Origin of the sequence: Candidatus Pantoea formicae (genome assembly GCF_011752625.1) — a bacterium.
Classification (GTDB): Bacteria; Pseudomonadota; Gammaproteobacteria; order Enterobacterales; family Enterobacteriaceae; genus Pantoea; species Pantoea formicae.
In genome coordinates this window covers 339,506-355,171 of record NZ_VWXD01000002.1, presented here as the reverse complement: position 1 = coordinate 355,171, position 15,666 = coordinate 339,506, and the positions used below count along the sequence as shown (strand labels likewise).

Annotated in this window: 15 protein-coding genes; 8 read left to right on the top strand and 7 right to left on the bottom strand. The window is 52.6% G+C overall.

Annotated elements, in window-relative coordinates:
* Positions 1–35 precede the first annotated feature (35 nt).
* Genes gsiB through gsiD form a run of 3 tightly spaced genes read left to right on the top strand, consistent with a single transcriptional unit; the run spans position 36 to position 3,458 of the window.
* Positions 36–1,571, top strand: a complete 1,536-nt coding sequence (gsiB, locus tag F3J38_RS06325) for a glutathione ABC transporter substrate-binding protein GsiB (RefSeq protein WP_167136129.1) — start codon at positions 36–38, stop codon at positions 1,569–1,571.
* 49 nt (positions 1,572–1,620) lie between these two features.
* Positions 1,621–2,541 carry a glutathione ABC transporter permease GsiC gene (gsiC, locus tag F3J38_RS06320; protein ID WP_167136127.1) on the top strand — a complete coding sequence of 307 codons (921 nt, stop codon included), beginning with the start codon at positions 1,621–1,623 and terminating at the stop codon, positions 2,539–2,541.
* A gap of 11 nt (positions 2,542–2,552) precedes the next feature.
* Positions 2,553–3,458: a glutathione ABC transporter permease GsiD gene (gsiD, locus tag F3J38_RS06315; protein WP_167136125.1), complete on the top strand. Its 906-nt coding sequence runs from the start codon at positions 2,553–2,555 to the stop codon at positions 3,456–3,458.
* A gap of 139 nt (positions 3,459–3,597) precedes the next feature.
* Here gsiD and F3J38_RS06310 read toward each other — a convergent pair whose 3' ends face one another.
* Positions 3,598–5,271: a methyl-accepting chemotaxis protein gene (locus F3J38_RS06310; protein WP_167136123.1), complete on the bottom strand. Its 1,674-nt coding sequence runs from the start codon at positions 5,269–5,271 to the stop codon at positions 3,598–3,600.
* 114 nt (positions 5,272–5,385) lie between these two features.
* Here F3J38_RS06310 and F3J38_RS06305 point away from each other — a divergent pair, with 114 nt between their 5' ends.
* Positions 5,386–5,835 carry a DUF4385 domain-containing protein gene (locus F3J38_RS06305; protein WP_167136121.1) on the top strand — a complete coding sequence of 150 codons (450 nt, stop codon included), beginning with the start codon at positions 5,386–5,388 and terminating at the stop codon, positions 5,833–5,835.
* On the opposite strand, the gene rimO is transcribed toward F3J38_RS06305, so the two are convergent.
* Positions 5,832–7,157 carry a 30S ribosomal protein S12 methylthiotransferase RimO gene (rimO, locus tag F3J38_RS06300; protein WP_167136119.1) on the bottom strand — a complete coding sequence of 442 codons (1,326 nt, stop codon included), beginning with the start codon at positions 7,155–7,157 and terminating at the stop codon, positions 5,832–5,834. The genes F3J38_RS06305 and rimO overlap by 4 nt on opposite strands.
* Before the next feature lie 110 nt (positions 7,158–7,267).
* Positions 7,268–7,690, bottom strand: a complete 423-nt coding sequence (locus tag F3J38_RS06295) for a lysozyme inhibitor LprI family protein (RefSeq protein WP_240155913.1) — start codon at positions 7,688–7,690, stop codon at positions 7,268–7,270.
* A gap of 227 nt (positions 7,691–7,917) precedes the next feature.
* Between F3J38_RS06295 and F3J38_RS06290 the strand changes: the two genes are divergently transcribed.
* Positions 7,918–8,553, top strand: coding sequence for a carbonic anhydrase (locus F3J38_RS06290; RefSeq protein WP_167136117.1), 636 nt, complete (start codon positions 7,918–7,920; stop codon positions 8,551–8,553).
* A 44-nt stretch (positions 8,554–8,597) separates the two neighbouring features.
* Here F3J38_RS06290 and F3J38_RS06285 read toward each other — a convergent pair whose 3' ends face one another.
* On the bottom strand, positions 8,598–9,887 hold the full coding sequence (locus F3J38_RS06285) for a carbohydrate porin (RefSeq protein WP_167136115.1): 1,290 nt from the start codon (positions 9,885–9,887) through the stop codon (positions 8,598–8,600).
* A gap of 274 nt (positions 9,888–10,161) precedes the next feature.
* Here F3J38_RS06285 and F3J38_RS06280 point away from each other — a divergent pair, with 274 nt between their 5' ends.
* Both F3J38_RS06280 and F3J38_RS06275 read left to right on the top strand, forming a co-directional pair.
* Entirely contained in the window at positions 10,162–10,818 is a 657-nt protein-coding gene (locus F3J38_RS06280; RefSeq protein ID WP_167136113.1) for a DUF3313 domain-containing protein, read from the top strand.
* Positions 10,819–10,922: 104 nt separating this feature from the next.
* The gene (locus F3J38_RS06275) at positions 10,923–12,056 is read left to right on the top strand and encodes a PQQ-dependent sugar dehydrogenase (RefSeq protein WP_167136111.1); all 1,134 of its coding nucleotides are present in this window, start codon (positions 10,923–10,925) and stop codon (positions 12,054–12,056) included.
* 1 nt (position 12,057) lies between these two features.
* On the opposite strand, the gene F3J38_RS06270 is transcribed toward F3J38_RS06275, so the two are convergent.
* On the bottom strand, positions 12,058–12,714 hold the full coding sequence (locus tag F3J38_RS06270; RefSeq protein WP_167136109.1) for an HAD family hydrolase: 657 nt from the start codon (positions 12,712–12,714) through the stop codon (positions 12,058–12,060).
* Positions 12,715–12,990: 276 nt separating this feature from the next.
* Between F3J38_RS06270 and F3J38_RS06265 the strand changes: the two genes are divergently transcribed.
* On the top strand, positions 12,991–14,196 hold the full coding sequence (locus F3J38_RS06265) for a serine hydrolase (RefSeq protein WP_167136107.1): 1,206 nt from the start codon (positions 12,991–12,993) through the stop codon (positions 14,194–14,196).
* Between the two features lie 31 nt (positions 14,197–14,227).
* On the opposite strand, the gene ybjG is transcribed toward F3J38_RS06265, so the two are convergent.
* Together ybjG and F3J38_RS06255 are read right to left on the bottom strand one after the other, a co-directional pair.
* Positions 14,228–14,833 carry an undecaprenyl-diphosphate phosphatase gene (ybjG, locus tag F3J38_RS06260; protein WP_167137079.1) on the bottom strand — a complete coding sequence of 202 codons (606 nt, stop codon included), beginning with the start codon at positions 14,831–14,833 and terminating at the stop codon, positions 14,228–14,230.
* A complete protein-coding gene (locus F3J38_RS06255) occupies positions 14,820–15,575 on the bottom strand; it encodes a phosphatase PAP2 family protein (protein ID WP_167136105.1) in 756 nt (251 codons plus the stop codon). The genes ybjG and F3J38_RS06255 overlap by 14 nt, the downstream gene beginning before the upstream one ends.
* Between the last annotated feature and the right edge of the window lie 91 nt (positions 15,576–15,666).

Genomic DNA, 15,666 nt, shown 5'->3' with positions numbered 1-15,666 from the left:
TCGCGCATGACAGGGATTACAGGAGAACGATAACAATGCACCACATTATGCGAAAAGGGGTTATCACTGCCGGGTTGTTGAGTTCGGCGCTGGCATTGCCGGCGTGGGCAGCGAAGGACGCGGTGATTGCTGTGGCGTCGACCTTTACGACGATGGACCCGTATGATGCTAACGATACGCTGTCGCAATCGGTAGCCAAGGCTTTCTATCAAGGGCTGTTTGGCTTCGATAAAGACATGAAGCTGCAAAACGTGTTGGCCGAGAGTTACCAGACCAGCAGCGATGGTTTGACCTACACTATTAAGCTGCGCTCAGGCGTGAAGTTCCAGGATGGTACGGACTTCAATGCTGAAGCGGTGAAAGCCAATATCGATCGCGCCAGCAATCCAGATAATCACCTCAAGCGCTACAACCTGTTCAAGTATGTCGCCAGCACCGAGGCGGTCGATCCAACCACGGTGAAGATTACGCTGAAGCAGCCGTTCTCGGCCTTTATCAATAACCTTGCGCACCCTGCTGCGGTAATGATTTCGCCCACCGCGCTTAAAAAATATGGCAAGGACATCGGCTTCCATCCGGTGGGCACCGGGCCGTATGAGTTTGTGACCTGGAACCAGACCGACTTTGTTAAAGTGAAGAAGTGGGACGGTTACTGGAAGAAGGGCTATCCGAAGCTGGATAGCATCACCTTCCGCCCGGTGGTGGATAACAACACCCGCGCGGCGATGTTGCAGACCGGCGAAGCGACTTTTGCTTTCCCCGTTCCCTTTGAGCAGGCCAGCCTGTTAAAAGGCAACAGCAAGCTTGATGTGGTGACCACGCCTTCGATCATGCAGCGTTATATCAGCCTTAACGTCACGCAGAAGCCGTTCGACAACCCAAAAGTGCGTGAGGCATTGGAATACGCTATCAACCGCCAGGCCTTAGCCAAAGTGGCTTTCGCCGGCTATGCCACGCCAGCGACCGGTATTGTGCCGCCCGCCATCGATTTTGCGCAAACCTATCCAGCGATCAAATATGATCCAGCGAAAGCGCGCGAACTGTTGAAGGAAGCGGGATTCCCGAACGGTTTTGAAACCACACTCTGGTCCTCACATAACCACAGTACCGCGCAGAAAGTGCTGCAATTTACTCAACAGCAGTTGGCGCAGGTCGGCGTGAAGGTGAAAGTGACGGCGATGGATGCCGGCCAGCGTGCGGCAGAAGTTGAAAGTAAGGGGCAGAAAGAAAGCGGTGTACGAATGTTCTACACAGGCTGGTCAGCTTCCACTGGCGAAGCTGACTGGGCGCTAACGCCGCTGTTCGCTACCACGTCTTGGCCGCCGGCGATCTTCAACACCGCGTTCTACAGTAATCCACAAGTGGATAAAGACCTCAGTGATGCGCTGAAGACCACCGATCGTGACCAGAAAGCGAAACTGTACAAAGACGCGCAGGATCGTATCTGGAATGACCATCCGTGGATCCCACTGGTGGTGGAGCAACTGCTCTCTGCTAACAATAAAAGCCTCACTGGTTTTTACGTCATGCCTGATACCTCATTCAATTTTGATGAGGCGGATCTGAAGTAACAGACGCGGCCAGCCTTGCGAGGCTGGCCGATGCTGCGCAGGATTTTGCATGCTCAATTATTTTCTCAAACGTATTCTGGGATTGATTCCCACGTTGCTGATTGTCGCTGTGCTGGTGTTCTTGTTCGTTCACCTGCTGCCAGGCGACCCCGCGCGCTTGATTGCTGGCCCGGAAGCGGATGCGTCCGTCGTCGCGCTGGTGCGTCAGGATTTGGGCCTCGATCAGCCGCTCATCCAACAGTTCTGGCACTTTATTCTCAATGCGGTTCAGGGGGATTTCGGTCAGTCGATGGTATCGAAGCGTCCGGTATCCGCAGAGATTGCTGCGCGCTTTTTCCCCACGCTGTGGCTGACGCTCACCAGTATGGTGTGGGCGGTGATTTTTGGTATGGCGATTGGCATTGTCTCCGCCGTGTGGCGCAATCGCTGGCCGGATCGTATCGGCATGACGCTGGCGGTATCGGGCATCTCTTTCCCGGCTTTTGCACTGGGGATGCTGCTGATGCAGGTCTTCTCAGTGGAATTGGGCTGGTTGCCGACCGTGGGTGCAGATAGCTGGAAACATTACATTCTCCCCTCCATTACCTTGGGTGCAGCCGTTGCCGCCGTGATGGCGCGTTTTACTCGCGCCTCCTTCGTCGAAGTCATGCAGGAAGATTACATGCGCACCGCACGCGCCAAAGGGGTACGCGAATCGCTGGTGGTGGTGAAGCACGGCCTGCGTAATGCCATGATTCCCGTAGTGACCATGATGGGCCTGCAGTTCGGTTTTTTGCTGGGAGGTTCAATCGTGGTGGAGGTGGTGTTCAACTGGCCCGGCTTAGGCCGTCTGCTGGTGGACTCCGTGGAGATGCGTGATTATCCGGTGATTCAGGCTGAAGTCTTGCTGTTCTCGCTGGAATTTATCTTGATCAATCTCATTGTCGATATGTTGTACGCGGCAATTAACCCGGCCATTCGTTACAGGTAAGGAGCCGCACTTTGAAGAACTGGCGACGCGCAGCGGCATTGAAAACCATGCCAATGATGACGGAAACCCGGGTACGTACGCCGTGGCGTGAATTTTGGCGCCGTTTTCGCCATCAACATGTGGCGATGGTGGCGGGCCTGTTTGTGCTGCTGTTAATTGTGGTCGCGTTTGTCGCGCCCTGGATTGCCCCTTTTGATGCAGAAAACTATTTTGATTACGACAGGCTGAATGAAGGGCCGTCGATGATGCACTGGTTTGGCGTTGATTCGCTGGGACGCGATATTTTTAGTCGTGTGCTGGTGGGGACGCGAATTTCATTGATTGCCGGGTTCTTCTCGGTGGCGATCGGCGCACTGATTGGCACGATGCTGGGCCTACTGGCGGGATATTACGAAGGCTGGTGGGATCGTATCACCATGCGTATTTGTGATGTGCTATTCGCCTTTCCCGGCATCTTGCTGGCGATTGCGGTGGTGGCGATCATGGGAAGCGGCATGAGTAACGTGATTGTGGCGGTGGCGATTTTTAGTATCCCAGCCTTTGCCCGTCTGGTGCGCGGTAATACTTTAGTACTGAAGCATCAAACCTTTATTGAATCTGCCCGCAGCATTGGTGCATCCGACTGGACCATCATCATGCGTCATATTCTACCGGGTACCGTATCGTCTATCGTGGTCTACTTCACCATGCGTATTGGCACCTCAATCATCACGGCAGCAAGTTTGTCTTTCCTCGGACTGGGCGCACAGCCGCCAACACCGGAGTGGGGCGCGATGCTCAATGAGGCGCGAGCCGATATGGTGATTGCGCCGCATGTGGCGATCTTCCCGAGTCTGGCGATTTTCCTGACCGTGCTGGCGTTCAATCTGCTGGGTGATGGGCTGCGAGATGCGTTAGATCCGAAGTTAAAAACTTAAAATGTTAAAGAGGTGCGCATAAATGCGCGCCCTACGAAATCCCGCTTTCGCAGATTGGATCGCCATTAATGCGCACCCTACAAACCCGCACTTGTTCCCGTAGGGTCGCCATTCATGGCGACCAGGTTTTATTGTCGACTCAGAAGGTTTCCCAATTGTCATTGCTTTGCGCACCGGCAGCGGGTAGGGCACGTGGCGCTGCTGCGATGGGGGCTTTAACCGCTTTCGTCACCGGGGCTACCACTGTCACAGTACGTGAGCCGGTTTTGAAGCGTGCGACCGCAGACGACAGGCTGCTCGCTTGTTGCTCCAGCGAAGCCGAGGCGTTAGCCGACTCCTGAACCAGCGTGGCATTCTGCTGCGTCACGCGATCCATCTCGTTTACCGCCACACCAATCTGGTCGATACCGCGACTTTGCTCGTCAGAAGCAGATGCAATCTCGCCCATGATGTCAGTCACGCGCGTTACCGCACTGACGATCTCCTGCATGGTATCGCCGGCGCTGCTCACTTGCTGTGAACCCAAATTGACGCGCTGCACGGAGCCCTCAATCAGCAGCTTAATCTCTTTCGCTGCCTGGGCACTGCGCTGCGCGAGGTTACGGACTTCGCCCGCTACCACGGCAAAGCCGCGTCCCTGTTCACCCGCGCGCGCCGCCTCAACGGCAGCATTGAGCGCCAAAATGTTGGTCTGGAAAGCAATACCATCGATCACGCTGGTGATGTCGGCAATTTTTTTCGAACTGTCGGTAATATCGCGCATGGTTTTTACGACGCCATCGACCACATTGCCGCCTTTGTCTGCGGTTTCCGACGCGGTTTTCGCTAATTGCGAGGCCTGGCGCGCGTTATCAGCATTCTGTTTGACGGTGGCAGTCAACTGCTCCATGCTCGCGGCGGTCTCTTCCAGCGAGGCGGCTTGTTGTTCGGTACGCGAGGAGAGATCGTTGTTACCGTTAGCGATCGCACTGGCACTGCCAAAAATGGCATCGGCACTGTCGCGGACATTGTTGATGGTACTCAACAAGGCCTGTTGCATATGGTTGAGGCTCGCGGCGATGGCGGCCATTTCGCTGCGTCCTTCAATCTTCAGACTGGCAGAGAGGTCGCCGTCGGCAAAACGCTCCATTTGCTGCTGCACCTGCTTCATTGGAGCCAGCAGAATGCGGCGGACCAGTTGCCACACCACCACCAGCAACAGCAGCACAATCACCGCCATCACCGCGACCATCACCAGCATATGCTGATAAGTGCTATCGTTATCTGCAGCGCGCGCATTGATCAGTTGAACATTGTCACCACGCCATTGCTTGTAGGCCGCCTCCAAATCATCCTGCGCCTGCTGTGCATCCAACTCGCCATAGGCGGCATAGTTGTTGGCTTTCAGGAAGGCCGCAGATTGATTCAGCAGTTGGTAGTAGTTGTTGAATTGATTTTCGATAAGCTGGGCGGAAGCTGCACTTTGCCCTGTAATACGCGGGACACTTTTGTAGCGGTCAAAGTGCTGTTTAGCTTCATCAAGCGATGCACCGGCAGAAACCAGCAGCTTGTTGATGGCCGCGCGTGAAGCATCATCGGTCTGATTTTTCAGAATACGAATCGCGACGCGGTTGATAATGACGCGTGTTTTCACCAGTGTTTGCCAGCTGTCGGAGAACTCACGCTGTTGATGCGACAGTTGGTTACTGGCAGTGAAATTATGCTGACCAGCGATTAGGGAAGATAAAAATAGCGAGCCGGAGATGGCCTGCATGGCGGTGAATACCAACAGCATCAAGATGATGGCAGTCACAATTTTCATTTTCGTCAACATGATTCTCTCTGAGCAAAGTAGGCTGGTAGAGAGGTTATCGGTGTGGAAGCGTATTGCTTAAGTGCCGGAAAAAAATAATTGCAACATGTGATAATGTCGTGTAGGAGAAATGCAGTGAAACCCTTTGATTACGAACAAGACTTTAAGAATATCGATTTCCGACAGCGGCCAGACCTTTATCAGGTGGGGCGCGGTGAGCAGGGGGTACTAATGGTGGAGCCTTATAAGAGCGAAATTCTGCCGTTCTGGCGCTTTCGTACCGTGGAATTGGCGCAGGAATCTTCTGTCCAGATCATGCAACTGTTTGAGGACTATCGCGCACAGGACGACTTTGTTGGCATGGATATGGCGCGAAAATTTATTCAGATGGGCTATACCCGCGCACGTCGCTACAGTAATCATAAAGGCGGGCGAAAATATGATGAGGACGGCAATGAGCTGCCGCGTACCACAGAAAAAGAAAAGGCCGCTGCGGCGGCCATTTTCAAATCTTGCTGGGATCGGCTGAGATTGGACACCGATTATCTGGCGCGCAAACGTGCGCACCAGCAGAAGCACGGTTAAACGCGCGTACCCCATAAATCGTACTCATCGGCGTGTTCCACTTTGACACGCACCACATCACCGACTTTCACCTGACGATCGCCATTGAGATACACCGCACCGTCGATCTCAGGTGCATCGGCCATACTGCGGCCAACTGCGCCTTCTTCATCCACTTCATCGATGATGACCAGTACTTCGCGGCCGATTTTCTCCTGCAGACGTTCGCTGGAGATTTTCTGCTGCAGTTGCATAAAGCGGTCGAAACGATCCTGCTTCACGTCATCGGGCACCTGATCCGGCAACTGGTTGGCAGTTGCACCTTCAACCGGGCTGTATTGGAAGCAGCCGACGCGGTCCAGGCGTGCTTCTTTCAGGAAGTCGAGCAGCATCTGGAAATCTTCTTCGGTTTCACCTGGGAAGCCGACAATGAAGGTCGAACGCAGCGTCAATTCTGGGCAAATTTCACGCCAGCGCTTGATGCGCTCCAGCGTACGCTCAACGGCCCCAGGGCGTTTCATTAACTTCAGGATACGCGGGCTGGCGTGCTGTAGTGGAATATCCAGATACGGCAGGATTTTACCTTCCGCCATCAGTGGGATCACATCGTCCACATGTGGGTAGGGGTAGACGTAGTGCAGACGTACCCAAACGCCAAGCTTAGCCAGCTGCTCACACAAGCCGACCATGCTGGTTTTCACTGGGGATCCATTCCAGAAACCGGTGCGATGCTTCACATCCACGCCGTAGGCAGAGGTATCTTGTGAAATCACCAGCAGCTCTTTTACGCCTGCTTCTACCAAACGTTTTGCTTCATCGAGTACCGAGCCAATGGGGCGGCTATCGAGATCGCCACGCATCGATGGAATGATGCAGAAGGTACAACGATGGTTACAGCCTTCAGAAATTTTCAGGTAAGCGTAATGGCGCGGCGTTAACTTCACGCCCTGTTCTGGCACCAGGCTGAGGAAGGGGTTGTGCTCAGGCTTCGGCACGTAGGTGTGAACGTGTGACAGCACTTGCTCATAGCTATGTGGACCGGTGATCTCCAGCACTTTAGGATGCACTTCGCGGATCTGATCCACTTTGGCACCCAGGCAGCCAGTCACGATCACTTTGCCGTTTTCGTTCAGTGCTTCACCAATCGCTTCCAGTGATTCCTGTACGGCGCTATCAATAAATCCGCAGGTGTTAACGATGACGATCTCCGCATCATCGTAGCGTGGCACCACATCGTAACCTTCAGTACGCAGCTCCGTCAGGATGCGTTCAGAGTCGACGAGGTTTTTTGGACAGCCGAGTGAGACGAAGCCCACGCGCGGCGGATTTTTGACATGGCTCATAAGAATAAGAATTCATCATAATTAGTGTGGATAGGGGGGCGATTGTACAGAGGTTGCTGAAGAAAATGTATAGGGAAGATGAAGCGCGGAGCGTATTCTCCGCGACAACGTTATCCTTCCATATTGGTACTGTTACGCAACCGATATAAATCCAATGCTTTATCACGAATAACATTCAATTTTGATTCCGCTGCAACCAGCCCCCAAATGGTGCCCTGCTGTTGCTGGTAGAAGCTCTCCATCGCTGCAAAATAGTCTTCTTTGTATTTGATCCAGCTGCGTTGGGAGATTTTCATTTTCTGTTTGAATGCCTCACTTTGGCCACTCAACAGCGCTTGATATTGCACGTTGAGCATCTTGTCCCAGGCTTGGGTGGCCTTCTGATAGCAATCTGCGCTTTCCAGTGTGTTATTGGCATTGTTCTTACAGGCTTGCAGAGTGTCATCAAGGGGTTTGGCAATATCTGCATCGGCGGCAATAGCTTGCCCACTGAGGGCCAGCAGAGAAATAACCAGCAACTTTTTCATACTCATCGCTATCCTTATCTGAGGTGTAGAGGTTGTAGAGTCGCTATTATTATCGACAATTCTACAGTTAGTTTTACTTTCGGATTGGGTGATCCGAGTTGTGTAATCCAACCCGTTTTGCTTAAATATTTGATTGGTGATTGTAAGTTATTCTCGTCACTGAAGAATTTTAACTCGCGCGGACGGCAGTGTCTCATAGCCTAAGCAGAAGTGGATAATGTGAGAGCAGACAAATGCAAGAGATCGTAAAAGGTTTTCTGAATTTTCAACAGAATGTGTTCCCTGAAAGGAAGGATCTTTTCAAAAGTCTGGCTTCTAACCAGAATCCTAAAGCGTTATTCATTTCCTGTTCAGACAGCCGTCTGGTGCCGGAGCTGGTAACGCAGTCGGAACCGGGTCAGCTGTTCGTGATCCGTAACGCCGGTAATATCGTACCGCCGTTTGGGCCAGAGCCTGGCGGTGTGTCAGCCACGATTGAATATGCGGTGGTGGCACTCGGCGTCTCCGAAATTATCATCTGCGGTCACTCCAACTGTGGAGCAATGAATGCCATTGCAGCAAATGCCGACCTGGAAAGCATGCCTGCGGTAGATCATTGGTTGCATTACGCCAACGCGGCGAAAGCCGTGGTCGAAGAACGCCAGTACGAGTCTGTGGAAACGCGGCTGAAAGAGATGGTGAAAGAGAACGTCATTGCCCAGCTGAACAATATCAAAACACACCCTTCTGTGGCCGTCGCGCTGCGTAAAGGCAAAGTTCGCCTGCATGGGTGGGTTTATGATATTGAGAGCGGCGGCATTATCGCTCTGACCAAAGGCGGTGAGTCGTTTATTTCTCTGTCAGATAATCCAGAAACCTGCTTCGAATAAAGCGCTAGCACGCCTTCTGCGAAAGTCGCAGAAGGCGATTTTGATCAGAACTTCACTTTGACTTGAACGCCTGTCACCCAAGCATCTTTGATCTCTTTGTTAGAAAAGGCTCCTGGCTCCTTGATGTACTGTACGCTTGGGCGTACTGACAACCAAGGTGTCGCTTGCAGGGTGTAGGTCATCTCAATCAGTTGCTCACCGATATCCAGACTGTTCATGGCGTCAGCCGCCGCCAGCTCGTCTTTGGCGCGCAATCCCTCCACCGCATTGTCACGGCTGTGCTGATTGTAAACGGCTCGACCATAGCCAATGGCAATGGCGTCATTCGGGCGCGCAGCAAACGGACCATTTAATACCAGCCCTGCAGAGTACCAATGACGGAAGGTGGAAGTGGCCTCATCCGTGGTGGTGGCTTGACCGAAAACATGCAGATTTTGGCTGCGTAGAGTCGAAGATTGCCACACGGTCTGATCGGCCAGCACATAGGCACCCCAGCGTTTATTCGCCCGTCGTTCTGGCTGGTCAATGCGAGCCACATTTGAACTGTCGAAGTAATATCCCAGCTTGTATTGTCCCGGCAATGCACTGTGCAAGTTGTAGATCAGCTCAACCGGGACGATATAGCCTGTTGTGCCAGGTGCAAAGGGTTTGAAGGCGCGCGAGGATTCACTGTTTTCTTCGGGATTCACGTTAAACACCGCGGTTTGTAATGCCCAGCTATCGTTAAAGTTGTATTTAAGCTCACCACCCAAGTGTGCGTTAGGATAGTTTCCCCAGCCACTGCCGCCTGACATCGAGAGCGGGTGGGCGCAAAATCCGGCGTTCATAAAATTGGTCAGGATGGATAAGCCACCAAAGTCATTGCCCATCGCCAGCAGTCCCAACTTGTATTGCAATTGGGGTGTGACTAACCAGTTGGCATAGCTGAATTCGCTCAGGCGGGTATATTCACCGCCATAAACTTCCTGAACAGGTAAACGGTTACCTACCAAGTCACCTGAGGTGCTGCGACCACGGCGATCGTTGAGGGTAAGTTGAATCGTACCCGCGTGATCTGCGCTAAACAGTCGGTTTAAATCGAAGGTGGCTCCCAGACGAATTTGTTGTGCATAGCGGGTGCCATAAGACTGGCCGCCGTTAAGCACGCCTGCCGTTTCAGAAACATAATCGCCGCTCAGTGTCACACCTTGCTGAACGAGTGCGCTACGTGCACCTTCCCAGTCACCGGTAAGGGTATCCTGATGAAAAAAATCACTGGCTTGTGCTGCAGAGAGCGTTGAAGCAAACAGTAGCGTTGCAATAAGAGGTTTGACTTTAAAATCGTTGGTTTTCATGGGGGAATTGTAAGAAGTTGATATGCGTTGTAATTGTACCTTTTGGTTCGCGCCGAGCTGTTAACATTATTAAGCGCTGTGTGTGTCTTTGTGTTTCTATTTGAATGATTGTGTAACTTTGGGTTTAACCAGGTTAATTGCACTATTCCGTGCCCTCTATAGCCAAAATCATTTATCCGATCACGCTTCGCTTGGTTGAGTGGAAAATTTTTATTTGAGTTATCAGCGCGCAATCTACACTTGAGAAGCGTTTACCTCTTATAAGGGCTCACTCATGCGATTTCGTCTTTATATTCCCGCTTTAACGTTAGCGATGCTGGCCGTCGGCTGTACTTCTCATGTTGCCGATAAACAACAGTTCTCGGGTTTTCTAGGCGATTACAGCCAGTTAAAGCCGGCCCAGTCGCCGAGCGGTAAACCGACGTTGCGCTGGATCTCGCCGGATTACCACAGCGCGGATTACACCAACGTGGTGTTTGAGCCTGTGGTCTATTATCCCGCCGCGCGTCCCAATGAGCGCATTAGCCAGCAGACCTTGGATCAAATTCGCCAATACACTGATAGCCAGTTAAAACAAGCCGTGGCTGCGCGTAAACCGGTGGTCGCGAAGCCAGGTGCGCATACCCTACGTGTGAGGAGCGCTATTACTGCGGTGACAGCGGAAAATGAGGGTATGCAATTCTATGAGGTGGTGCCGATTGCCGCCGTCGTGGCCAGCACCATGGCCGCGACAGGGCATCGTACGCAAAACAGTGCGCTGTTCCTGGAGGTGGAAGCGGTCGATGCACAAACCGGTAAGCCGTTGATCAAAGTGGTGCGTAAAGCTTTCGGCAAGTCTTTGCCGAACAACAGTGCACCGATCACCCTCAACGATGTCCGCCCTGGCATCGACGAAATGGTGCGCGATGCCGTCGCGTTCTCTGCACCTTGATTTGCTGCCCGGCCTCTGCGCCGGGCTTAATGTTTTGTAAATCCTGCACATCCTTTCTTACGGGCTGACTACCCTTAACGGCAGACCGTAAAAAGGAGAATCCCATGCGTTTACTGCCTGTCGCGCTGCTGCTTGGCGCGTTGAGTTATTCTTATTCTTCTCTGGCCGCTGATGTGCAAGTTCAGGTATTGCAGGACAAGCTCGATCATCCCTGGTCGGTGGCGTTTCTGCCCGATAATCAAACCCTGCTGATCACCGAACGATCCGGGCAACTGCGCAGCTGGCAACCGGGCAAAGGGTTATCGCAACCTATCGGCGGCGTGCCAAAAGTCTGGGCGAATCGACAGGGCGGTTTGCTGGATGTGGTATTAGCGCCCGATTTTGCTCAAAGTCGCCGGGTGTGGCTCAGTTACACCACCGCTGATGCCGAAGGGCGGGCGGGTGGCGTCGTGGGCTACGGCCGGCTGAGCGATGACAACCGTCAGTTAAGCGACTTCAAGGTGGTGTTGGAGCAAACGCCAAAACTCTCCAGCGGTGCCAACATTGGCACTCGGCTGGCGTTTGATCATCAGGGCTACCTCTATATCGCCTTTGGTGACAACTTCGCCAGCAGTAGTGCTCAACAACTTGACAAGCTCTCGGGCAAAATTGTGCGCCTGACGCAGGATGGTCAAATTCCACCGGATAATCCGTTTGTGCAGCAAAAAAATGCACGTGCAGAGATCTGGTCTTATGGCATGCGCAATCCCCAGGGCTTAGCGCTCAATCCGTGGACCCAGCAAATTTGGGAAAGTGAGCATGGCCCGCGCGGTGGTGATGAGGTGAACATTCCTGAGAAAGGAAAAAATTACGGTTGGCCACTGGCGACCTACGGCATTGATTATAGCGGACAGAAAGTACCGGAATCACAGGGCACGCATGTGAATGGCACCGAGCAACCACTGTTCTGGTGGAAAGTCTCACCCGCCATCAGCGGCATGGCGTTTTACAACAGTGCACGCTTCCCGCAATGGAAAAATTCGCTGTTTATCGGTGCGCTTAAAGAGAAAAGCCTGATTCGCTTGCAGGTCAATGGCGAAAAAGTGGTGGAAGAACAGCGCTTGCTTCAGGATCATGATGAACGCATTCGCGATGTGCGACAGGGCCCCGATGGCTATCTTTATGTGCTGACCGATGAAGCCAACGGCAAGCTGTTAAAAGTGGGGCTGGCAGGTGAGGCCAGCACCCCTCGCGGGTAGCTTATCGCACCCAGTTACACACTTCCCAACCGCGCTGCTGGGCTTCTTGCTGCAGTGATGCATCGGGGTTGATAACCCAGGCATGATCGGCGTGGGCAAGCAGCGGCAGGTCATTCATGGAGTCGCTGTAAGCCCAGGTACGCTCGAAGCGCTGATCCTGCTGCAAGGCTTTCCAATCGCTCAGACGTGTGACTTTGCCTTCGCGGTAGGTGGCAGTGCCATAAATCTGTCCACTGTAACGCTCATCGACCACTTCCACGCCTATCGCCAAAGCACCATGTACACCCAAGCGTTGGGCTATGGGGACGGCCAGATGGTCGCCGCTGGCAGTAATGATCATGACCGTGTCGCCACGCTGCTGATGCCAGTCAATACGCTCACGCGCGGCGGGGAAGACGCGCGGCAAGATGTCGCGATGGATAAAACGCCTTACCCAGCCCTCAACGGTCAGTGTCGCCATACCGGCGAGGGGGGCAAGCGTGGTACTCATGTACTCTTCAATAGAGAGGGTGCCGGCATGGTATTTCGCCATCAATGCTTGTTCCTGAGAGATCAATGCTTCAGGCGCAAACCCTTGTGATACCAGCCAGCGCAGCCACAGGCTGGTACTGTCTTCACAAATCAGGGTTTCGTCCAAATCGAAAACGGCTAAGTCCATCGTGGTTCTCCTCGGGCTGATTGGCATCAGGTTAGCGGAATTTTGTGACTGGCTTAACCGTTCTGCGAAAAATCGGAATTTCTCGCAATTTTTCATCTTGCGCAACACATCAAAAGTGGCAGCGCATCGGGGTTGGTGCCAGGGTTACTCTAATAAACTCTATAAAACTTTACGGTTGGACGGTTTTGTTCGCAGGTAGTTAGCGTGTAGCTTTTGTTAAGACATGTCTTACCCGCAAGAAAACCATGATTTAACAAGGACAATCTGGTCACGCTCATGAGAAAAAACTCCGTCATTTCCAAATTGCGGCCGCTGGCTGCCACTTCATTATTAGTGCTTTTCCTTCCCGTCACCACTCAGGCTGAACAGGCACCTGATGCACCACAGATTGAGGCCAAAGCTTGGGTGTTAATGGATTACAACAGCGGTAAAGTGCTGGCGGAATCCAATGCTGACCAGCGTCTTGACCCGGCCAGTCTGACCAAAATGATGACCAGCTACGTGGTAGGGCAGGCGCTCAAAGCAGGGAAAATTCATAACGATGATCTTGTGACTATCGGTCAGGATGCGTGGGCAACCGGTAATCCAAAGCTTCGTGGTTCATCATTGATGTTTCTCAAGCCCGGCGACCGCATTCCCGTTTCTGAGCTGAACAAAGGAGTGGTCATACAGTCTGGAAATGATGCCTGTATTGCACTTGCGGATTACGTTGCCGGCAGCCAGGACTCCTTTATCGGGCTGATGAACAACTATGTGAAAGCCTTCGGCTTACAAAATACCCACTTTATGACGGTGCACGGTCTGGATGCTGAAGGGCAGTACAGTACCGCACGCGATATGGCCATTATCGGTCAACGTCTGATCAGTGATGTACCCGATGAATATGCATTGAACAGTCAGAAAGAGTTTACTTTCAACCACATCAAACAGCTGAACCGTAACCGCTTATTGTGGAGCAGCAATCTGAAGGTGGATGGGATTAAAACCGGTCACACCTCGGGGGCGGGTAACAATCTCGTGGCGTCAGCGGTGGATGGCGATATGCGTTTGATCTCGGTGGTACTGGGTACGCAAACTGACGCGATCCGTTTCCGCGAGAGTGAAAAATTACTGACGTGGGGCTTTCGTTTCTATGAAACCGTCACGCCAATCAAAGCAGACAAGCCTTTTGCGCAGCAGCGCGTTTGGTTTGGCGATCGCAGTCAGGTCAATTTGGGCGTCGCTAAAGACGCGGCTATCACCGTACCAAAAGGCCAAATGAAAAATCTTAAGGCGAGTTTCACGTTAAATTCACCGCAGCTGGAAGCGCCATTACAGAAAAATCAGGTGGTTGGTACTATCGATTTCCAGTTGGATGGCAAAACGGTGGATCAGCGTCCGCTGGTGGTGATGGAAGATGTACCGGAAGGGGGATTCGTTGGCCGTATCTGGGATTTCATTATGATGAAATTCAACGGCTGGTTTGGGAAGTGGTTTAGTTAGTTTTTGGGCGGCCAATTGGCCGCCCAAAATATTATCCGCGGATCCAGCCTTTTTTAATCGGCATGGCAAACAAGGCGCGGTAAACCTGATGGGTGAAGCCTAGCATACGTTCGCCGTACAACTGCCAAGCCATGTGCGATGCCAGGCACGCCAGTAAACCCACCAAAAATCCTCCTAGCATATCCATCGGCCAGTGTACGCCGAGATAGACACGTGACCAGGCGATAGCGCTGCCCACGGCCAGCAAAATCACGCCTGACCACAGGCGATGCCAGAAGATAAAGGCCAACGCGAAGGTGAAAATAGTGGTGCCATGATCGCTGGGATAAGAATCATCAGCAGCATGTGCCAGGAACTGATGCCCAAACCCGATGGCAAAGGGGCGCGGATGCGGGAGCAACTGGCCAACGCACCAGGATATGCTCAAGGCATAAATCAGTGCCATCCCGGTTTTCAGTACCAGCGCACGCTGTGACTGCACCTGATCACGGGGGCCCCACAGCCATAACGCCACGATCAGTAACGGCACTATCGCAATGACATCTTTCGCGATAAAAGTGGCTAAATGAATCAGCCACTGCGGTGAGTCAGTCGTGGCGTTAATCCATAAAAAAACCGTGTGGTTAAGTGCTTCCATCACGTTTCGTCTTCCTCGTCTTGTTTACCCAATAAGAAACACCAGCAAAAATCAGCATCTGGCTCAGCCAAACCCACCAGCCCGCCCACAGGTTATGTGAGAAGAAGTGTGCGCCGCGCATCACCTGCCCATAGCCCATCAGCAAACCTAGAGCGATCCCCGCACACAGTGCCAGCAGTGCACGTCCAGGGCGTTCAGGCCACCACAGGAAGAACAAGGCCATCACAGCAAACCCGCTGGAGGCATGCCCGCCAGGAAAACATTGCCCTGGGCCGCTATTGACCGGTGCGGCATCCAGCAAGGCAAAGGTGGCCGCTTTACCACCAAACATCGCCAAATCCCACGGGCATGAGTGCGCGCTATGTGCTTTCAAAATTCCAATCACCAACGGACCCATGCCGAACAGCAGGCCCACCAGTATCCGACGCCCATTACGCTGGTACAGGCCACGTAATAAGAGCAGTACCGCACCCGCAATGATCACATCTTTCAACAGACGATGGTTGATCAGGTCCAGCCAGCGGTTGTGCTGTAATGGGAACGTCATTGTTGCGGAATCGAACCACATCTGGCTGATGGCAATATCCAGGCTTTCGTTGCGTGACCACCACAAAAAAACCAGTGCTAAAAAAGCCAGTAAAATAAAGTTGATAGCGTAAAATCGACCCGACAAACAATAAATAGTCGAGTTCTTAATTTCATTGCGGGTTGTTGGAGTGTTTAACTTTGATGAAAGTTGCATGAATGTTTGAAAATAGCGAAACCAGAGTCGCAGGGTCGCAATTTTCGCTTAGGAGAACCTTAAGCGGCAGGAACAGCAGGCAGAAAAAAAC